General features: G+C 55.0%; 18 protein-coding genes. 8 read left to right on the forward strand and 10 right to left on the reverse strand.

What is annotated here, in order from left to right; genetic code table 11:
* Positions 1–34: 34 nt before the first annotated feature.
* The 3 genes from BTE54_RS17760 to BTE54_RS17770 are packed head-to-tail and all read left to right on the forward strand — an operon-like array spanning position 35 to position 4066.
* On the forward strand, positions 35–1513 hold the full coding sequence (locus BTE54_RS17760; RefSeq protein WP_078053369.1) for a lipopolysaccharide biosynthesis protein: 1479 nt from the start codon (positions 35–37) through the stop codon (positions 1511–1513).
* Complete coding sequence (locus BTE54_RS17765; protein WP_078053370.1) at positions 1506–2843, forward strand: polysaccharide pyruvyl transferase family protein; 1338 nt, start codon at positions 1506–1508, stop codon at positions 2841–2843. Before BTE54_RS17760 ends, BTE54_RS17765 begins: the two co-directional genes overlap by 8 nt.
* A complete protein-coding gene (locus tag BTE54_RS17770; protein WP_078053371.1) occupies positions 2840–4066 on the forward strand; it encodes a glycosyltransferase family 4 protein in 1227 nt (408 codons plus the stop codon). The genes BTE54_RS17765 and BTE54_RS17770 overlap by 4 nt, the downstream gene beginning before the upstream one ends.
* Before the next feature lie 71 nt (positions 4067–4137).
* Here the strand turns inward: BTE54_RS17770 and BTE54_RS17775 are convergent, their stop codons facing one another.
* The 3 genes from BTE54_RS17775 to BTE54_RS17785 all read right to left on the reverse strand — a co-directional run bounded on the left by BTE54_RS17775 (position 4138) and on the right by BTE54_RS17785 (position 6180).
* Positions 4138–4929: a metallophosphoesterase family protein gene (locus BTE54_RS17775; RefSeq protein WP_078053372.1), complete on the reverse strand. Its 792-nt coding sequence runs from the start codon at positions 4927–4929 to the stop codon at positions 4138–4140.
* 194 nt (positions 4930–5123) lie between these two features.
* On the reverse strand, positions 5124–5729 hold the full coding sequence (locus BTE54_RS17780) for a transglutaminase-like cysteine peptidase (protein WP_003520892.1): 606 nt from the start codon (positions 5727–5729) through the stop codon (positions 5124–5126).
* A 151-nt stretch (positions 5730–5880) separates the two neighbouring features.
* Positions 5881–6180: a hypothetical protein gene (locus tag BTE54_RS17785; RefSeq protein ID WP_162856828.1), complete on the reverse strand. Its 300-nt coding sequence runs from the start codon at positions 6178–6180 to the stop codon at positions 5881–5883.
* A gap of 348 nt (positions 6181–6528) precedes the next feature.
* On the opposite strand from BTE54_RS17785, the gene BTE54_RS17790 reads away from it, so the two are divergent.
* Positions 6529–7086: an HNH endonuclease gene (locus BTE54_RS17790; protein WP_003585610.1), complete on the forward strand. Its 558-nt coding sequence runs from the start codon at positions 6529–6531 to the stop codon at positions 7084–7086.
* 30 nt (positions 7087–7116) lie between these two features.
* Here BTE54_RS17790 and BTE54_RS17795 read toward each other — a convergent pair whose 3' ends face one another.
* From BTE54_RS17795 to BTE54_RS17810, 4 genes are all read right to left on the reverse strand, one after another.
* On the reverse strand, positions 7117–7632 hold the full coding sequence (locus BTE54_RS17795; RefSeq protein ID WP_078053374.1) for a disulfide bond formation protein B: 516 nt from the start codon (positions 7630–7632) through the stop codon (positions 7117–7119).
* 505 nt (positions 7633–8137) lie between these two features.
* Positions 8138–9955 carry a response regulator receiver domain gene (locus BTE54_RS17800; protein ID WP_078053375.1) on the reverse strand — a complete coding sequence of 606 codons (1818 nt, stop codon included), beginning with the start codon at positions 9953–9955 and terminating at the stop codon, positions 8138–8140.
* Positions 9948–12923 (reverse strand): ATP-binding protein, encoded by a 2976-nt coding sequence (locus BTE54_RS17805; RefSeq protein WP_078053376.1) that lies wholly within the window; start codon positions 12921–12923, stop codon positions 9948–9950. The genes BTE54_RS17800 and BTE54_RS17805 overlap by 8 nt, the downstream gene beginning before the upstream one ends.
* A complete protein-coding gene (locus tag BTE54_RS17810) occupies positions 12920–14062 on the reverse strand; it encodes a DNA cytosine methyltransferase (RefSeq protein WP_245316638.1) in 1143 nt (380 codons plus the stop codon). The genes BTE54_RS17805 and BTE54_RS17810 overlap by 4 nt, the downstream gene beginning before the upstream one ends.
* A gap of 865 nt (positions 14063–14927) precedes the next feature.
* Here BTE54_RS17810 and BTE54_RS17815 point away from each other — a divergent pair.
* From BTE54_RS17815 to BTE54_RS17830, 4 genes are all read left to right on the forward strand, one after another.
* Complete coding sequence (locus tag BTE54_RS17815; RefSeq protein ID WP_078053377.1) at positions 14928–16247, forward strand: hypothetical protein; 1320 nt, start codon at positions 14928–14930, stop codon at positions 16245–16247.
* Positions 16248–16449: 202 nt separating this feature from the next.
* On the forward strand, positions 16450–16992 hold the full coding sequence (locus BTE54_RS17820) for a hypothetical protein (RefSeq protein ID WP_078053378.1): 543 nt from the start codon (positions 16450–16452) through the stop codon (positions 16990–16992).
* Positions 16989–17366 carry a hypothetical protein gene (locus BTE54_RS17825; protein WP_078053379.1) on the forward strand — a complete coding sequence of 126 codons (378 nt, stop codon included), beginning with the start codon at positions 16989–16991 and terminating at the stop codon, positions 17364–17366. The genes BTE54_RS17820 and BTE54_RS17825 overlap by 4 nt, the downstream gene beginning before the upstream one ends.
* Before the next feature lie 372 nt (positions 17367–17738).
* Positions 17739–18422, forward strand: coding sequence for a hypothetical protein (locus BTE54_RS17830; RefSeq protein WP_143240737.1), 684 nt, complete (start codon positions 17739–17741; stop codon positions 18420–18422).
* Positions 18423–18727: 305 nt separating this feature from the next.
* Here the strand turns inward: BTE54_RS17830 and BTE54_RS17835 are convergent, their stop codons facing one another.
* The 3 genes from BTE54_RS17835 to BTE54_RS17845 all read right to left on the reverse strand — a co-directional run bounded on the left by BTE54_RS17835 (position 18728) and on the right by BTE54_RS17845 (position 20392).
* Positions 18728–19018, reverse strand: coding sequence for a phage holin family protein (locus BTE54_RS17835; protein WP_031234067.1), 291 nt, complete (start codon positions 19016–19018; stop codon positions 18728–18730).
* 196 nt (positions 19019–19214) lie between these two features.
* Positions 19215–19484, reverse strand: a complete 270-nt coding sequence (locus tag BTE54_RS17840; RefSeq protein ID WP_078053381.1) for a hypothetical protein — start codon at positions 19482–19484, stop codon at positions 19215–19217.
* Entirely contained in the window at positions 19484–20392 is a 909-nt protein-coding gene (locus BTE54_RS17845) for a glycoside hydrolase family 19 protein (RefSeq protein ID WP_078053382.1), read from the reverse strand. Before BTE54_RS17845 ends, BTE54_RS17840 begins: the two co-directional genes overlap by 1 nt.
* Positions 20393–20450 lie beyond the last annotated feature (58 nt).

Here is a 20450-nt window from a genome sequence, read left to right on the forward strand (position 1 = left end):
CGTCGACGCGGCCGGTTTTACGGGTGGTGGATTGATGTCCGAAGCTGCGTCGATAGGCAATGCTGCCCTGAAAGGCGTGTTCTGGTCCATTGTCCAGAACTGGGGCGGTAAGCTTTTCACCTCCATTCTCTTCATCGTTCTGGCCCGTTTCCTCAGTCCTACTGATTACGGTATGGTCGCCACCGCGGGGCTGGTTCTGATGCTGATCCAGATGGTGTCCGAGTTCGGATTCGCAGATGCGATCGTGCAGAAACGCAATCTGGAACCCGGCGACGTCAATCTGCCCTTTTATGCCTCGGTTGCGGTTGCAACGGTGCTGGCCATTACCGTTTGCGTGTTCTCACCGGAACTGGAACGCTGGTTTGAGGTCGAAGGGCTGGCGCCGGTGATCGTGGCTATCTGCATATTGCTGCCGCTGAACACAGCCTCGATGTTTCAGGAGGTGAATTATCGCCGTGCACTGGCTTTCAAGCCGCTGGCAATCAGAACATTCATATCGAACATCGTCGGCGGCGGCGTGGCGATTGTTTTCGCGATCATGGGCATGGGCGTCTGGAGCCTTGTCGTGCAGACCTATGTCGCCACCATCGTCACGCTGATATGGCTCTGGCGAAAGCCGCACTGGCTGCCGGGCAACACTCTCAACCCCGGCACCTTCGTCGAACTGCTTCGCTTCGGTTCGTCGGCGCTCGGCCTTCGCATTGTCGATTTCGCGGCCACGCGCCTGATCGATTTCATGATCCTGGGGCGTTACGGGGTCGCGCTCTTTGGCCTCTACACCGTCGGCAGTCGCCTTTATCAACTTCTCATGCAATTGCTTCAGTCGGCACTTTATGACGTGTCGCTGACGGTGCTTTCGCGCGTCTCGCACGAGCGCGAACGCATGGCGGAACTTTACAAGCAGTTGATCGCAATATCCGCAATTGTCTCGACACCAGCCTTCGTGCTTTTTGCGGCATTGACGCCGGAGATTTGCCGCGTTTTGTTTGGGGCGCAGTGGCAAGGAGCAGATGAGATCGCGAGACCCCTGCTGCTTCTCGGTGCGTTACAATGTGTACAATTTCAAAACGGCCCGTTTCTCTCCGCACGCGGCAGCCCGAACAAGGTATTGATTGCCGGCGCCGTCAAATCGATTGCCACAATTCTGATGATTGTCTTCATACCGACAAGCAGTATCGATGAACTCGTCATTGTTTACGTATTTGGCCAGCTTGCTTCCACGCCCTTTACGTTCTTTTATGTTTCGCGCGAATTGGGCGTGCCGCTCCGAAGAATAATGTCTCTGCTTCTGCCGAGTTTTGCCACCAGCGGTCTCTGCTTTGTCATTGTTCAATGGATGCGCCCTGACATTGCCACCCTGGGGTTAGGCGATTTCATGTCTGCAATACTGCTCGGATCCGTTTTCGTCTTAACTTATTTTTTGCTCATAGCGCTGGTTGCCCGAACGCAGGCGCGGTCGGCCGTTCTTTTCGTCACGAGCAAGGTACTCCCACGGAAGGAAGTGAATGCGTAAGCTCATAAAAAAAATCATTCCCGCGCCGCTGCATCGTGAATGGGTGAAGTACAATGAACGCCGCAATCAGGATGTTGCCATTCGTCACTTCTTTCACGCGCTGCAGGAGCAGAAGCGACGTATAAAAAAGTTCCCCGGTGGGGATCATATAAATCGGGTTTTGATTGTCGCCTGCGATCCCTATTCCGTTTTTGGCTCTATCGGTGATGACGCCATGATCACCGCGACAGTTCAGCATGCTCGCGCAAGAAATCCTGATGTCGAAGTCGATATATTGGTCGAGGGAACAGATGCCGCGGACTTGGTTCGCCAGAGGGGGTTTAATCCCGTCGATCTCTTTGGCGAAATTGATTTTGCCGGAGCACTTGGTAACCACCTTGAAGCGCGGCGATACGATTGCGTCGTGGTGGTTGGGGCGGATGTCATGGACGGATATTACCATCCGTTGGTCAGCGCAAAACTCTTGGCAAGTGCAGATTTGGCCGCGGCTGCCGGGATAAAAAATGTCATCCTCGGTTTCAGTTTCAATCAAGCGCCTCATCCCGCTCTGGCTATGTTTTATAGCGCCCTGCATCCTGACGTCTCGATTAATGTGCGCGATCCGGTTTCCCTCAGCCGCCTGCAATCCTTCGCCAGGACAAACGCGGTACTGGTCGCCGATTCGGCGTTTAGCCTTGTTGCCTCAGAACCGGACGAAGACACCGTCTCCTGGATCAAACGGAAACGTGACGAGGGATACAGGGTGATGGGCTTCAACCTGCATCCCATGCTGTTCAAAAATGCTGACCGCAGCCAGGTCGATACCATCATCAAGCGGGGAGCCGAGGCATTGCACTTTGTGGCGGATGCACGACCTGTCTGCTGGCTGCTTATGCCGCATGATTACCGGGAGGGTTTCGGTGACCAATTTTGCCTTCAGGCGATTGCCGGGCAGGTTCCAGATTCGCTGGCAGATAGGGTTCGATATCTGAACGGCAAGTGGTCCGCGTCCGTTCTCAAGGGCATTGCAGCGCAACTGGATGGAATTGTCAGTGGGCGCATGCATCTCGCAATAGCAGGGCTGGGTAAAGGCGTTCCGGTCATATGCATCGCCTATCAGGGGAAATTCGAAGGGCTATACCAGCATTTCGCCCTATCTTCGTCAGAACTGCTCGCTCCCTCCGCCTTCTATAGCGATGACGGAATAAGGAATGCCTTGATGGAGTTCGTCGAGAATGCGGATGACCTTCGCGAACAGGTCCAGCGGAAATTGCCTGATGTTCTCAGCCTGTCAAAAAACAATTTTCAGATTTTCGAGTCCTTTCCAAAACAGAATCAATCGTTCTCATGAAAGTTGCTTTCGTTTCAGCCATTCCCGCCGTTCCTGCGTCAGAGGGTAACCGCAGCCGGATTCTCCAGCTGACACGTGCGGTTCGCAGCCTGGGACATGAGGTGCATTTCGTCTATATTGATACCCCGATTGCCGCCGATTTCGATCCGGTCGTGCATGAAGCAGAATTCGGTTCCGGACGCCTGCATTTCGTATCACGGCAGCGAAACCGCTTTGAAACACGGCTTATGGGGGATCTGGGTTTCGAAGCTGAAGTCATAGCCTTTCGAGCCGTCCGAAAGGTTCACCGCCTTCTCGGTCACGACAGCGGTTTTTATAATCACCTCGACGAGTTCTATTATCCCGAAATCGGCCGGCAGGTTAGGGACCTTCAGCGCCGGCTTGGTCTCGATGCCGTCATTGTCGAATATGCTTTTCATTCGCGGGCGTTCCTGGGGTTGCCGAAGGGTGTGCTGCGCATTCTCGATACCCATGATTCCTTCGCTGACCGACACAAGGCTTTCGTCAATACCGCGAACAAATATGGATACTGGTTCTCCGTTCCGCCGGCCGTGGAGAGCAAGGCTTTCCGCCGTGCGGATGTGGTTGTCGCCATTCAGGAGGAAGAGGAGCGGACGTTCAAGCAGCGGCTGGGGGCAGAGCCGCCGGTTGTTGCGACCGTCAGCCATATTCTCGATCTCGGTGGAAGGGTGGAAGACTTAACACCGAGCGACTTCCTGTTCCTCGGTTCCGGCAACGACGCGAACATCATTTCCCTGAAGGGGTTCCTCCAGAACGTCATGCCGCTGGTCAGGGCTGCCCGGCCGGATATTCGTCTGGTTCTGGCGGGCGGCATATGCGGCAAGATCGAAGACGGGGAAGGCATTCTCAAGCTCGGTCGCGTGGATAATCTGAAGGACGCCTTCGCGCGCGCGCCGCTCTCCATCAATCCCATCACGCTCGGAACAGGCATCAATATAAAACTGCTCGATGCCCTGGCCGCCGGTGTTCCCACGATCAGCACCCGGACAGGTGTGAGGGGACTTTCGGAGCGATACCGGCGCGGCGTGGTCATTGTGGAAGATAATGACCATCGGGCTTTCGCCGACGCGATCCTGCAGCTCGCCTCCAGCCGCGATCAGCGGCAGGAACTGGGAAACAGGGCGTTTGAGGACGCCGTTGAATGGAATCGCCAGCAAATGGCGGTCCTCGATGATATTCTGAGCGGCAGGCAGGCTGGTTGAAACCAAAGCCCTGACGCCGTCATCAGGCCTTGTTCAGTTAGTTTAGCTTGACGCGGGTGGGCAACGCGCGCTCAACCGATCAGGTGCAAGCCCGCATCCGAAAGCCTGAGAACGGTAAGCCTGCCCGTGGTGAATGCACCCGTGTCGATGCCGATCCGTTGCGGGCCGGTTTCCGGCTCGGTTACCGGCGTGTGGCCGTGGATGACGACGAGGTCCAGCCCAGCCCCCTGCGACAGGAACGGTTCCCGGATCCAGAGCATGTCTTCATCCGTCTGCGCCTCCAGCGGCAATCCCGGTCTCAAGCCGGCATGCACGAAAATATAGGGTCCTATCCGGGCGTAGATCGGCAGGCTGGATAAAAGCTGGCGGTGGGTCTGCGGAATCGCGCCGAGCAGGGCGTCCCTGAATGGCTGCAGTCTCAGGCGGCCCTTTTGCAGGAAATAGTCGATATCGACGCCGTAGGATAAAAGCGTCTGGCGGCCACCGAAGTCCAGCCAGTGCATATTCTGCTGCGGATTTTCGAGAAAATCATGGAAGAGCTGCTCATGGTTGCCGCAAAGCGCAATGCGGCGCAGCGGCGCGGGTGGCGGCTGCAGCAAATGTTCGAGAACGCCACGGGAATCGCGTCCGCGATCGACATAGTCACCGAGGAGAACGACCAGCGCGGGAGAAGGGTCGTGCCCCAGATCGGCAAGGATTTTCCGCTCCGCCTGCAACAGCAGGTCGAGGCTGCCATGCACGTCGCCAATGGCATAGATCGGAAAGGAGGCCGGCTTGTCGCCAAGGTCAATTCTGCGCCGCCTCCGGTCGTCGCGGGAGGCTGGTTGTTTACGACCGCGAATCCAGTTGAGCACCTTGGGCATAGCTGCCGATACTGTCTCTCCCGCACAAGGTCAAGAGCGTTGAAGGCGGCTGTCGCATTGCCCGCCAAAGCTGCGTTGACGCGCCGATTCTGTGGGGAAAGAATACCCGTTTTGATGGTCGAAAGATACGGCGCCTTAAACCGTCAACCGAAATGCCTGCCCTCCGAAAGGGCGGCTCAGCCTGAAACCGTGTTCTAGAGTTTCAGCCAGACACGCGGGTCCTCGTGCGACTGGATCTTGATCCATTTCAGATCCACCGCTTTCCATGGCTTGACGACATTGGTGCGGTTATCCAGCACCAGATCGCCCTGGCTGGTGCTGACCACCAGAACGGCATGTCCTATGCCATCCGTTGTGCGGGCTGTGGCGATGCGCAGGGCGCCTGAAGGCCAGCCGGCGCGCAGGAGGCGTTGCCGCTTGGTCACCGCGAAATCTTCGCAGTCGCCGCTTGCCGGGTTCAGTTTCCAGTCGTCTTCGCCGTCCTGTTCGCTGGCATAGATTATCGAGGTGTTGATCTCGGCGTTGATGCGCTGGAGTTCCGTGCGCTTCTGCTTGCTCAGTTCCACTGTATCGCGGTCGCCAATCCGGAGGCACTGGTCGGCGGCGCTTTCACAGAATTTCGCAAAGGCAATGGGTGCGATGGTCGGACGGCTCGTGGTCATGAACTGGCCGGGCCGCGAGGCGCCGGGCTTCTGGGCAAGGCCACCGAGCTGGACGGCGGACGCCGTTGTCGCAACACTTGCCGCCACGCCGGCAGCGACGGCAAAAATCTTTGCCAGACGGATTGTTCTCTTCGCCATGTCCTTGCCCCTGCACAATTGTTTTGTCTTGTCTTGTGCCTGGCACCATAGCGACCCATTCTTGCGGGCCGTTTAAGTCGATAGATTGCATTTTAACGAAATCTAATTTTGTTACAGCGCGCTGAAAACAGCCGGAAAGCCGGGTTCGCGCTCACCTGCAGCGGGTCCTGCCCTCGGTGTCGACAATACAGGTCTGCTGCGGGACAGCCCGCCTGAGTTCACGCCGGGTCTCGGGGGAGGCGCGGCTTGCCGGCGGCCGGTCGTAATTTCGGTAAACTTCGAAATTGCGCCCGCCGATCGTTCCCTGCGCTCCGCCGCGGCCATCCGGCGTCACTTCGAAATTCTGATATTGCTGGGCGTGGGCGCCCACGGAGAGGAAGATCATGGCGGTCAGGACGCCGGCCGCCAGACCGCCCCGCAATGCTGCTGCTTGCTGCCTGCCCAACCTCATGACCGTTCCTCCATTGACGGAAATGATGAATGCCGCCGCCGCACATTTGCCATGCCCGGCGCGCATTGATTTTCCAGTCGTCCGTCGGGGGTAATCATATCACCGATAGTGCATCCGGTGTGAGAAGGATTTGTGCCTGGCGAAGGCCCGAATCGCCTTCCTGCCGCATCGGCCAGCGGTGTCACAGCGCCAGGAGGTGTCCCGTGCCGTTCGATCATCAGGAATGCGAAAAAGGCCATTCTACGGCTCAAAAATTAAGCTCTTCGCCGCTGCATTTATAGGCTTCACAATCCTGTAACAACGGACCTAATATACAAGTGCAGATGCCGAATCGCTCAGGAGAAGCCCTTGACGATTGCAGTTTCACCACAGGCCCTGCCGGCGCTCGTTCTGAACGCAGACTACAGGCCACTGAGTTATTATCCCTTGTCGTTATGGTCCTGGCAGGACGCGATCAAGGCCGTCTTTCTAGACCGTGTGAACATCATTGCAGAATATGATCACGCGGTGTCGTCCCCCAGCTTTTCCATGCGGCTGCCGAGCGTCGTCAGCCTCAAGACCTATGTGCAGCCCACCCGCAACCCCGCCTTCACCCGCTTCAACGTTTTCCTTCGGGACAAGTTCGAATGCCAGTATTGCGGCACGCGGGACGAATTGACCTTCGACCATGTGATTCCCCGCGCGCATGGCGGTGAAACCACCTGGCACAATGTCGTTGCGGCGTGCTCTCCCTGCAACCTTAAAAAAGGCAGCAAGCTTCCCAAGCAGGCGGGCATGTTCCCGGCGCAGAAGCCCTTCCAGCCGACGGTTCAGGATCTGCACAATAACGGGCGGCTGTTCCCGCCCAATTATCTGCACGAAAGCTGGATGGACTATCTTTACTGGGATACCGAGCTGCAGCCCTGATCTTTCGAGGACTGCAACGCGGTTTTCCGCTTACCGGCTTTTACGGCTCGCGCCAAAAAAGGCGACTGCCGCAAGTGCAACGCTTGCAATGACATTCCAGCCCGCAAAGGAAAGGCCGAGCACCCGCAAGGCAGCGTCGTTGCAGGAGGGGGCCTTGATGGCGTTCAGATTGCCCAGCAGATCGCCGGCATTGGTGGTGATGGAAGGCGCCCCGGTTGCGCAGGTGATCGGCCCTTCCCAGAAACCCCATTCCACACCGGCGTGATAAACGCCGAGCCCGGCGCCGATCAGCATCGCCACGCCGATAAGGGCAAGCAGCAGCCGGGTGATCTGGACCGGCAATTTGAAGACGCTGGTCGCAATGGCCAATATGCCCAGCGGAATCGCGTAATAATAGGGATCGCGCTGCAGCAGGCACAGCGCGCAGGGCGTATAACCGCCAATATGCTGGAAACCGAGGGCGGAGCCGACGGTGAAGATCATTCCCGCCGTGACGCCGAGAGCGGCGAGCGTGCGGCTATTGTCGGCGGTGGTCGCATTGGCCATGTTGTTTTCCTCAAACTTCGCGAAGAAGCAGATATCCCGGACGGGCTTTCAAAAAGGCGGGCGTGATGGCGAAATTAAGTCGCCGGTCTTCACGGGGTGTAACGGGATTCGTCTAATCGAGTCCGCCGCATCTGGCAAATGAAAGCCCGGTAATACTCGGAGGCGCGGAAGCAAAGTTTCGTGAGCTTTTCGGCGGCGTGAGACCGTCGAAGAGTTCACTGACGCATGCTGGTCAAAGCCTAGAGAAATCAATGCGCTTTTAGGAAATGGTACCCCAAGCCGGGCCGCTGATTTTGCACAAAATCAGCGGCTTACTGCGTGATTGGACCCCTCAATTTTCTATGCTTCTGTTAATCTTTTTCCAAAAGTGTCCAATCACTCACCGTCCTGCTGTCTCTCGTTGCATCGCAAGCGGCATCGTTGATAGTATCTGCTTCCGCCAGGCGGCTTTGGCCTTAACGCAAACGGGTCAATTGTCATTCTGTGTGTTTGTTAAGCGCTGGTATCAATCGGTTGGGGCAGAGAAATCGAGACCGATACGTGTAAACTCGACGCCCAGCTTCTGAATTAGATTCAACGCGTACTCGTATCTTAACTGGCCGACCAGCTTGGCTCTGACTGGTTCAACCTGCATCTGTTTCCCTTTCCCTGACAGGTAACTTACTTCAAGCTCGGCAGTCCGATCCTCCCCAATTTCGAACTTGCCGTAGTCGGACGCCATGAAGAGCCGCCAGACCGGAGATCCAAACTCGCCGCCACGTGGATAGACGGTATACGTGCTAATTTCGTCATTCTCCTTGAGGAAGATCAGGGTGTTAGAGTTCACCTCAGAACCAGTGTACGTAGGCTTCGGAGTCAACTTGACGCCAACAAACGGCTTCACCGATGCCACGCTGGAACCATGGACAGCAGCCGATATCTTCTGCATTGGCACCAAGTCACACGAAGGCGAAAGACATACCCACACCTCCCGATCGATCTTAAAAATATGACCAGGTTGAAGGTGCCAACCGGAGAGTTGTTTCGTAGATATATGGGCGTTGTAGTGCGAACGTGCTTTGTCGCGTACCGCTCTATTGGAAGACTTGATCGCGTAGTGACTAGAGAACCCGGAGCGTTTCGGATTGCCCTCGCTTGGGTCCGTTTCTAAGACTTTCATGCCAAACTCGACGGCCTTCATTCCAATCAAGTCGAGCAGCCGTTCAACATGACGCGCAGTATGGCTCTCGAGCAGCGTCTTTCGACGATTCTTTAGCGCTAGGGCTGAGTTATCTAAAGGTGTGCCTCTCAATTCTTGATAGTATTGCCAATAGGCGTGCTTGTCGCTCAGGGCATTGTCCTCGGCACCAGCGCCTTGCTTACTTATCTCCGCACGAATACGGGAGGACATGAGTCTGGATGGGGAGGGGCGCCAATCCTCGATCGCAGTTTGGAGGATATTTAATAGCTCAGTGTTCTTTTTGTCTGCGAAGGCGATGAAGCCGCCATTAGTCCGAATCCAAGGCTTGCGGCGGATGCCGGGAACGCTCCATCGCAGGTCCCTAGGTGCTGCGCCGTAGGATGCGACCTTCTTATTATGCAACGACATCCCCCATTCCATCACCTTGAGGCGGTTGCTGAGGTCCCACCCGGCCGCATCCGCAATGGCACGAAAAGTAACAAATTCGCGCGATGACGTCATGCATTCGGCCGCCTTGCCTCCATTTCGTATATGTGCTTGGAGCGCGACATATGCCGTGGCATTGAGGGCTGTCTGCAGTTCTTCCCGGACGTTCTCGAAGCGCTCGTCGCCGGTATCTTCTAGATCTCCGATTAATGCGAATCCCTGTTCGGCCCTTTTGTCCAATATCTTCAGTGGCGTCAGAAGCGACATCAAAATAGTATTGAACGGGTCAACAAGGTCGCCAATTGCGGTGTGTATTATGACCAGATTGAAGTGGTTGTTCTTAAGAAGATCGGCGATAATTTCGGCTGCGCGTCCTCCATGCGGCTCGCTTTTCTCAAGCTGATAATCGAGCACTAGAAGATCGGATTGATGTAAGTAGCTGCCGATCTCCTCGTTGTGCTGGCCATCGTGAATGTCAACGGTCAGCGCGGGCGACACTTTCCGAAATTGCCTCACCACCTTCAGGATCTTGCTTTTAGGCGTCCAACGACTCTTGTCGGAGGCGTCATAACCTTCATCACTGAAAATCTGCTCCCACGTGGGATATTGGTCGTCGATGATCAGAACCGACCTGATCGGGTCTATAAAAGCTTGTTTGACCAGATCGGAAAATTTAGCCTTGGGTTCCCCCACTGCTGCCCCTGCCAGTTCATTCATTGATATTCGCCCCCCGGAACTTCATCGCGAAGTTCGCACCAGACAGGACCTTCCTGTCATCGTCTTGTACATAACGGATTGTGTGTCCTCCCGCGGCAAGGTTAGCCTGGGATAAGTAGAGGCCGACACCACGGCCGCCGTCGATTTTTCTTGTGAAGAACAAGGTGAAGAGCCGTTTAAAGTCTAACTCATCTACACCGGGGCCATTGTCGGCTAGTATTACCTCAGCACCACGGACATCGAGAACGATCTCCGGAGCCGCCACACGCTCGTTGATCAACCAATAGATGCTGTTGTTCACGAGGTTTACGAAGACTGGCAAAAGGCGGGAGGGCTGATCGAAAACATTGAAGCGTCGGAAAGCAGGGGTAGCAATTATCTTGATGCCGCTGCTCATAACAGTGCGACGGAAAAAATCGGATATGTAATTGTATATGTACTCGCCGCTAAGATCGCGCGGCTGGGGACGACCTGCCATGCGCAATGGACCTAGGAAGTCGAGAATCTGCTTCAGGCCAGCATAGCCCATGGCGAGCTGTTCAAGATCCTGGTCACCTCTAAGCTTCTTTCTTAACCGTTGAATACCGTCGTCTATTACTGCATCGTGGGAATGGAGCTCGTGATCTAAGAATTCGACTGTGATGCCCAGTTGCGCCAACCCGTTAAGGCGGTCGACGGTGCTGCGGAGCTCACTGTTCTCCTCGCCGCCGAGGACGGCGATTGCCTGTATGTCGATGCTTTCCTTTAAGTTCTCCAAAGCTAATAGGTAGTTCTGAAAGAGCAGCTCGTTCTCGGCATCGATCCTGTTCTTGGCCTCGAGGATCGATTTCGACGCAGCATTTAACGATAGCCTACCACTAGCTGTCTGCTCAACCAGCGGCATGGTCTCCTCACGCAGAAGCTTGTTGCGCTCCGTCACAAGGTCCCCGATGCGAACGCGTTCTGCGTCCTGTAATACCCTGATCTCCTTAGACCAACGCGTTACGCGAGAGGTGAGTTGGCCCTCGTTACGCTGGATCTGTTTTAAAACAATCTCTTCGGGGGACGGTGGATGTATCCGTTCTACAGCTGTGGCAATGCTGGTCGAGAAATCTGCAACCATTTGATTGAGTTCTGTCATCGCTCGCCGATAGGATCGGTATTCCTCTTCAAGGGTGCCTAGTGGGGATGGGGCACCAGGCAGGCGCAGTTCGGCTATGCTGGCTTGCGCCGCTTCAAGACGCTCCTGTGCAATCGGGATGTCGTCAGCGACCTCGATGCGGGTTGCAGCGATGTCCGCCTGCAGCCTTTCTGAGATAGAAGGCAGGCTCGTGGTCCGCGCCTTAAGATTTTTACGGAAGTCTTTACGCTGTTTTTTGCGTAAGTTCGCCTGCGCCTCCTTGGCCTTGAGCTCGGCAAAATTAAGCTGAGTCTCCTTGATCTCCGAAGCGCGATCATCGGAGCTCGATCCGAAATAATCGTAGGCTGTCGTCTTTAAGATATTGATAATTAACGCCTTTAGAGACTTGGCCGCCCTATTGACAATGAACCCCTCTCGCCCGGCTTTATCCTTCAAATTTGGATTAAGTTCACGACTGATAGCGATACGGCCGAAAATTCGTCGAGCGTTCCAATACTCCCGACCAGCGTTAATGCTTCGCCGTTTTTCTATCTCAAAGAAGTCGTTGTCCTCGCGACCATAGGGCAGGACACGTAGACCGTTCCGGTAGATCATCAGGCCAGCATGGGAAGAGGCGTGCTGCTTGAGATATTCGAACTCCATTGGTGTGTGCGTAGAGTTCTTCTGCTCTTGCTCGAAGGTCGCAATGTACACATCGACGGGCCCAAGCGAGGCTCCCGTCCCGCTTGGCACAACGAATTCTCTCGGCGGCGGAATTCTGTATTCGCTTCCGATCTTACGCCACTTACCGAAGGACTTAATCTGGCCCTCGAATACGCCATTCTCGTCGATGCGCCCGTCAACGACGTGCTCCATTCGATCTGTGAGCGATCTGTTAAACTCTGCTGCGGACCCAATGATTTTGCTCGGGGTTCCTTCGGAGGAAACGAATACACCATACTCGAAATCGGGCTTGGCCGCATTGACCTCAGGTCTGGCGGGATCGTAAAGCGGATCCACGAAGCTCCCCAGTGTCGTCCTGAACCGGGCTTTGTCTTCCTTTGCCGTTGCAAACTGACTGTTGGAAGGAAGAAGTGCCGTGAATTCGTCGCTCGCGCCTGAGACCACAAGTGCCGTGCCTTTCTCGCTGAAACCGGACCAGACGCCCCATGGCCTCAAGTAGTCTTCAGCGAGCTGGAATGATCTGCAAGCAGTCACGATGGTTTCAGATGGCTTTTTCTTATCGCCGTCACGTCCCTCTACCTGCGTAGCAAGATCGTACTTGGTCCAGGCATCGATCATCCTATGGGACCGCTCGTCGGCACGACTCGTGCCAAGGACGTTCTCAAGCAGAGCCTCGGCCATTAGAGGAAGGAATTCAGCGATCTCTGTCGGATCATCGAATTCTATTACCGGTATCTCGATATCGCTCAGGATCAAGAAGGGATTCTCGAAGAGCCTCCAATCAATAAGGGCTCCAGCCATCTTCTGCTGCTTGCGCTTGGTCACCAGCAACATCAATGGACCAAGATGTGCCGATGAAAGTCGGCCTATGCCCTTCTGCCCTTGGCGAGTCCTCTTCTCCAATCCGTCTCGATCGTCTTCTGAACGACCATCGCCAAATAGCTTAGATTCAGTGCCGACAACTAACCAGCGATCGATCAGTTCATCTACGTTCATCCCGTGGCCGTCGTCGGCTAGCGTTACAACCAACGGATCGACGTCGAAGATCGTGAGTGACGCTGACCGCGCGTATGCGTCATAAGAGTTCTTCCACAGCTCTGAGATAGCCGTCGGTACGTCAGCGATTTGTTCGCGTCCGAGGTGATCGACGGTGCGCGCCCTGGTCTTGAAGCCGACTGTCCTCATGCGTTCACCAGCTCGCCAATCTCAGCCGTCGGGCCAACCTGCATCTCGGCGTTCTCTTCACAGCCGTAGTTTCGCAAAAGTAACGTCTTTATATGCTGAATGAGACACTGTCCGAACGCCACAGGGACGGCATTCCCGATCTGCTTACCAGCGGCCGTCAAACCTCCAGCGAAGATGAAGTCGTCCGGGAAGGTCTGAATGCGTGCGGCCTGTCGGGCCGTGATGCCATGATGCAGGACAGGGTGCACGAACCTGCCCTTTGATGGATTGATGCACGCCGTTGTCATGGTGGGGGCGGGCTTGCTGGGATCGATTCGGCCGTAGACATCCTTGTGTCCATCGTGATCGACGTGGCAATCAAGCAGCCGGCCTGAATCCCTTCGACTCCCACCATTAGCTGGCGTGCGTCTGAATGCAGCAATCAGTTCGGGGCCGTGGTTCATGTGCACGCCATTGATATCATCTGCGGGCAGCTCTTCGAAAGCAGCGCTGCATGGCAGCCAGGGCTTCAATCCAGTCATATGCGACGATTCCGGTGCGCAGTGGGTAGGCGCTGGCGGCCACTCAAAACCATCCGTGGTAACGTCCTCGCGGGTACCCAGAATGAATACTCGCTGCCGCCGCTGCGGGATACCGTAGTCCCGCGCATCCAATTTGTACGGCTGATGGACAACGTAGCCGCTGTCGAGCGCCTGCCTGTAAAATTCATCGAGGTAACTCTTGTGCCGCGGCCACAACATACCGGGCACGTTTTCCATCAAGAATGCCTTGGGTTTCAGACTACGCACGAAAGTGAAATACTCGTGGATCAATGCGTTTCGCGGGTCGTCCACACCAGCATCGTTGATCCTGTGGGCGGAGAACCCTTGGCATGGAGGACCGCCCAATAGCAGATCGCAGTCGAATGCTGAAAAGTGCTTTTTTGCCAGATCGGCTGCGCTTAGCAAGGTAATGTCTTGGTCGTAAACGACGACATTTTTGCAGCGATGTCTCGCGCCGATGTTATTCCTGTAGGTTGTGGCAGCATTCTTATCGAACTCGACTGCGAATACGATCTCGCATCCTGCCTGCACGGCAGCAAGAGAAAATCCGCCAGCGCCAGCGAATAGGTCAACCACTTTCAACTTAATATTAGTCAAAATTTTTTACCGTCTCAACGTCATCGCATGGCCCGCCTACGATAGGACTCCTTGCGTTTAAAGCTTTAACTTACAATTGCGCGAAACAGAATAGGTCACAGCTCCAACATTCCTTCCTCTGGCGCAACCTTTAAATTGTGTCCATTACAAATAGGTTGTATTTCTTAAAACTCGGTTTCGATAACGTTCTCCGTTCCCTCGTTCTCTCGTTCGCTGACAACCCTGCTTGCGGATCGCCCCTTTGAAACGCCGAAAGCCTCGCCGATTTTCCGAACGGCTTCCAATAAACGGCACAGTTTTGCGGTATTAGAGTTTATTATGAACCTACCTTTCGAAGAAGCAGTATTTGAAGGATGGAGTGTGGGATTGTCCACGGTCGCTACTCGGCTTGACAAGACGAAAGCCGAGGCTCAACTTGGGGTTTCTGCGCTGAAATGGCACTTCTGCGACGCGCACTTTGCGCCTCTAAAGCACGCCGGGTAACTTCGCGGTTTTCGATTGCACTTGTCAGGAGTATTGGCGATGTAAAGGTGTCGTATGGGGATTCAACAATTCATGTTTCGATCTACTCTGGCCGCCACTTTCGTTGCGATCGCTTCCATTGCAAATGCAGCGGAACCGCGCACGTTCGAATGCAAGGAGCCAATTCCCGCATTTACTTTGGGTGCTAGCTCAAACCCAACGGACGCCCAGCTTACGCAGTTGTGCGGATGCATATGGTCAAAGCTGCCGGAAGGTGGATGGGAGCGGAAGGTTGCTGCGGGGATAAAAGCAGGGCGAGATCCAGGTTGGCGGGCGCAGGCATTTCCGCCCCGGTTCGGCGCGGCCATAGAGGCGTGTGGCGGTCGGAACTTGTGAGATTGATATGACGGAATACGGACAAGCAGCAGCTATTGCGGCGGCATGGGGCGTGGACATCGAGCTACTGGAAGATAGCGACTGGGAAATCGACACGATCGATGGCAATGACGGCGAAGTTTATGGCTATCTTATTCGTTTTGACGAACATACCGACCCGCAAACCCTCGCGCAATTGGGCCTTGAAGATGGCGAATTCACGCGGCAATTGAGTATCAACGCTTTCGATGAGCCCGAACCTGATGAGCTAGAGTGGGGCTATCAGAATACCGACCCTCGCTTTCGGGCAAACTCTTCCGACGAAAGGCCACCAGTCTATAGACAGGGGGTTGCCCTTCAAACCAGCGAAGATGTTGAGGGTATATACTCCGTCGATCAACCTTTACCCGACATCTCCGATTTCATTGAAGACGATGAGGATTTCGTTGTCCCTGATAATAGTCCAGATGGTGGAGAGCGGTCCTACAATCTCGATGGCCAGCAGTACAGCCCGGCTACATTTCGGGCATTGCACCCGGCGCGGCGGATCGAGGCCATGGTTCAGTGGTTCCACGAGAACTATGAAGATCCTGCCGTCCGCACGCCCTACGAAAGTGCCGAAGGCGGTTATCAATGGATTTGGGGTGGGCCATATGATGCCCGTGAGGAAATCGGCGACCAGTTTTCCGATATCGCAGATGAGGCAGAAATTGATGCCGCCGTCGATGAGGTTGAGAAGGACGGCCTAGTTGATTGGGCTCCGAAAGAAAGTCCAGATGACTATGATCAACGTGACGAAGAAGACGATTTTACGCCCCCGCCGATCTCGCTCACTGGAATTGTCGGTTCAAATTTTAACTCGTCAAACTTTTCAAATCTAACTTTTGGCACAGGTACGCCAGCGCAAGCTCGCGTTCCGGATGGAGACGTCGAAGCCCTTCGAGTTGAAATGCGCAGCCGGCTCGACAGTCTTGAGGCGCTCATACGACAGCAAATGAGCATCGCGCCGAACCGTGGGCATAATCACCCACCTGAATTGCTCGAAATCGAGCGCCCGGTTTCGCAGGCGCAGCTTCAGGAAGTCATGATAGCCATCGCCGAGATTCGCGACGAAAGCGAAAGTCCCACGCCGCAGATCACCAACATCCTTGAACAGGTTTCCCTATTTAGACGCGTTGCAAAATTTCTCGGTAGCGGACCGGGTTTTGTTGTCGGCGCGGCCGTATCCGGCGTCATCGGCGATATCGCGGTTGATACCTATAAAGCCCACCAGAACCAAATTTATGAGGCGCTAATTCACACGTCGGACGCCGTGATGGCTTGGGTGCACCACTTGCTTCCTTTTTAACGCATGCCGAACCGGTAGCGGCTGACCCTCGCCCGGCAGCTTCGCGCTAATAGCGGACTTCCAACACCTGCTCAGAAGATTCTAGAGTTCCTGGGTGCAGCCGGTCCTCTATGACAGAGACAGAACGCCGAATAGCTTTGCCAAGTGCTACGTGCCCTTCTCAATCACGCTGAAATAGAATATCAACCTCTGGGGGTGGCTAATGTTGATTTTCTGGCTGGCGGTTGTCTGCTCACCGCTCATTATGTTGTTGAGTTATTGGCACTTCGGAGACCCCGTAGGCGAAATTGCCGCATATGGCTCCGCAGAATGGCTGACACTAATTGGGACGATGCTCAGTTATGTTGGCATTGTCACATCTGCCTATGCTGTGATCAAGATTGGCGAGTTAACACGACGTCATTACGCACGAACCCGACTTCCACAATTGCAAATTTCACTAATCAAGACGTGTGACCAGATGTCCACTTTTTCGGGTACAGCGAACGAGCTGATGTCAGAAAAATTTGTTGCTGGTGTGCCAGCTCTTTCCAGGGCACTCCGGCGGGTCAATGATGAGGACATTGCAAAGTTAGCACGAGCGGCGATAAAGGCTCAGTCTAAGTTAGTGAAGTGGGCTGCGGATAGTGGCAATGGCGAAATTCTTATGGCTTCCGAACCGAGATACTGGGCCGTACTAGGCATACTAAACGAGCTTTCCGTCGAGGTAAGTGAGCGGATAAAAGAGGAGAAAGCGGCACGATGAGCTACACAGCAAAAGATTGGTCGCAAGCTATCACGAAGTTAATCCAGCTCACGTCGAATGGAACTCTCACCTGGCGTTTCACTACAGACTATACTGAAGATACATGGGAGGTTGTGGATCGCGCGTTTTCGGCTACCTATAACAGTACTCGCTATGTCGTTAAAGCAATTCGAAAAAAACATTATATTGACGAAGAAGAGTTCTACTGGGTTTCGGACGCAAAACTCGAGATATACAAGAGTCCTTCTATCATGGAGGGAGAGATGCGCATATCATCCTCACCGGAGACGCCGGTTACTGGACGCCTTTTAAGCGCCGTCGAGGCCAGCTTCGCCTATCAGCAAGGTGCCCTCAGCGGTTTGTTGGATGACTGATAAATCTTGCATGTTGGCGGTGTCAAAAACATTAACCGAGACTTGTCAACGACAGGATTGGGCAAATTTCAAATATTGTCTGCGGGCCAAATGCTGTCGCGGGAAAGGTGCGCCAAATACAGACATTTTCGCACAACTCTGTATTGACAGCTTTTGACGTCATTTCGAAGGTTTGCTTTCGATGCAGCCAACGGGCGCTTTCGGGGATGCGTGTACTGTCTCTTCGCGATGTGGATATGACCTAAATGTCTTCTTTCTATTAAACCGGTTTCCGACTTTAATCCCCTAGCAACTGGTAGTGCCAGGCACCATCGTTTATGGAGATGAGTATCTCTGTAAGTGTATATCGCTGGGAATTTTTTTGGGGGGGTTATGAAAAGCAGACTTAGTCGTATCGAGTGTTTTACGTGGTTTGCGAACCATTCCACCGCTTGGTTTGATGAACTCGCCGCGAGTGACAACCGGCACAGTCATATGGCCGAACTATATGGGTTTCTCATATCGCCGAAAGGACGAGCAGGCGGGATAGATGATCGCACTGTTGACGTGTTTTACGGTCAACGACCGTTTGAAAGCGTCAAAGAGCTCGTCCATCAAGATGGCAATCTACCATCCCTGCGTCGACGATTGCTTGTCGAACGCGGCGCATCGCTGACGTACCAACGCGGCGACAACGGGGCGGTGATTGTCACCTTGGCTCCTGCGATAACGGAGAATTTTCGACAACAGGAATCGGCTATCGTTCTTGATCTCATGACCGATCCGTCCCCCCTGCGAGCGCCGCCTTGGCTCGTGGTGCCTCCTAGAATCGAGAGCCACTGGCGCTGCCTGATGTCCTACCTTCAGTGCACCTCGATCGATGGCGATCCCACACTTGGCGACAGGTTACGCCTTGGATGGCTACGGTGGACTAAACCCTTAATCATTGAAGAACAGCTAGCTCCACCACGTTGGCGTTCGTTCGCGTTGCAAATAATCGCATGGGTTCTTACGGTTGGCCTGAGCGGAACCGTGCTGTTCGGACTGCAATGGTACTTCCGTGATGCTCTCAAGTGAAATTTGCAGCTGCTCCCAAATTGGACCGAATCGTCCCAAGTAGCTGGCGAAGCCCCGCGCTAATAGCGCGTAGCAGTCGCCGAAAAGCAACACAAGACAGCCTGCTCCGAACCCTGTCTCAGTTTTCAAGAGGTCGGTCTGCGAATGATCGGTTTGGGCCGATAACGGACTTCGCTAATTAAGGTGTAATCTCGCCCGCGGCCGCCGATGCTGGAGCGTGAAACAATCGTTCTTAGGCTGCGGCCCCCCGAGGCGGCAAAAAAAATGGGCCGGATGGAAACCAGCCGGCCCGTTTTTTCGCAAGTTCAGGCGACCTTTTTGCTAAACCAGCGCTGGAAGAGAACTTCCGTTCCGCGTGGCCCTAAATAGGCGAGCGCGGCAATAAGCCCGGTTGATGCGGGCTGGCTCATGCCGAGGTATGACGCAACGCCTTCACCGATTAGCGCCATACCCACGGCCACCGGAAATTCCCAAAGCAGCTCGCGCCCGAAAAACTTCCTGTTGCCCTTTCTGGCTTCGTTGCCGTGCCACATGAAGCGGCCGGCCAGTGCGCCAATGATAGTTGTGAATGCCCCGCCGCCCCATGCGGTCAGCATTTCGTTGAACGAGTTGAACTTGTCCACCTTCAGCCCCTTGGCTTCCTTGAAGCCTTACGATTTCTATTTGCGGCAGGCAGGGTCTTTCATGCACTGCTGGTTATTTGAATGGATGGCAGGGCCAGCCGTAGCATCCTGCGAAGCCAGCCGGGCCGCCTTCGCACTTGAAAAGCGCGTAATCTGGTACCCGCTGCCTTCAGTCGTCGCAGGCGCTGTCAGGCAACCCGCTAGAGCGCATGAGAGCGAGGCAACGATGGCGAGGCGAAAGATCGCGGAACGATGCATTGTTTTTCTCCATGTTGGTGATGCGTTGGAGCGCGTTCTTTGCGGCCTTCGCCTCGCCCTCTGCGCGCTCGATGGAGCGCCCTTCGTGCTTTCCGAGGTGATACGAGCCAGCGGCGAGGGCAAACGCGCAGAAAAGCCCCCCAGCCGCCATTTTCAGCCATCCGGCATCCAGACCGAACATTACCGTGCGGCGCTCCGGTTGATCGTGATCCGGCCGGAACCGACAAGCCACGTCAGAACCACCGCCCCGGTTGTGGCAAAGACCAGGCTACCGAAAGCCCACGGATTGGAGATCGCGCCGAACAGGGTTGCGCCGCTTTCAACAACGTCCTTCAGATCGTCCACCGCGCCGAGGCCGATTGCGCCGAGGAAGCTGCCGATGATCGTCAAGAGCGACTTGCTTTTCATGGCCGGCACGTTGTCCGGCTGGGCATCGCGTTCGGCAACATCGTCCGGCTGGCCTTGATAATAAGCGACGGTCGCCGCCTCCAATGCATCAAGGAAGGACTTGTAATAGCCGGCGATCAGCTTCGCTTTGTCGGTCCCGTTTACGACCGCCCGAGCGCCGATAGGATCATCCTTCTTGAGGTTGAAATAGTCCGTCAGCTTCTTTCCGGTAAACAGGCCTTCCAGCATGCCCACGATGGCAATCTCTGCGCTGATATCGAGATCGAGGGCGAGAGATGGATTGCCAACCAGGTCAACGTCGAGCCGCTCGCCGAGCGTCTTGTAGTTTTCTTCGTGGGTGAGCTGGATATCGCCCCGGCCGAAGTAGGCTTTACCGTTCGCGCCTTTGCGCCAGTACGGCTTGCTGACCTGTCCGAGCCGGCCGGCTTTATGTGCCTTGTCCAAAGCAGCGATTGCGCCGGCGTCGGTCGAGGCGAAGGTTTCGCGCACGGGCACCATCCGGCCACCCGTTTCGTGAAACACCGACGCCAGAATGTAGGCGAGGTGGCGTTTATCCGGAGCGGGAATTTTGTGAGAGTCCCAGCACCGGAACAGTGCATTAATGCCATCAATCTGGCCCTGCGTAAGACGGCCGCCAAAAGGGGCGCGCCTCGCATATGCGAAGAACGTTGTCGCATCCATAAGGATAACTCCGATTTTGATGAGGATTGCCCGAAGGCGAGGGGAGGGATTGAACCTT

It is taken from the genome of Agrobacterium sp. YIC 4121, from assembly GCF_002008205.1.
Classification (GTDB): Bacteria; Pseudomonadota; Alphaproteobacteria; order Rhizobiales; family Rhizobiaceae; genus Agrobacterium; species Agrobacterium leguminum.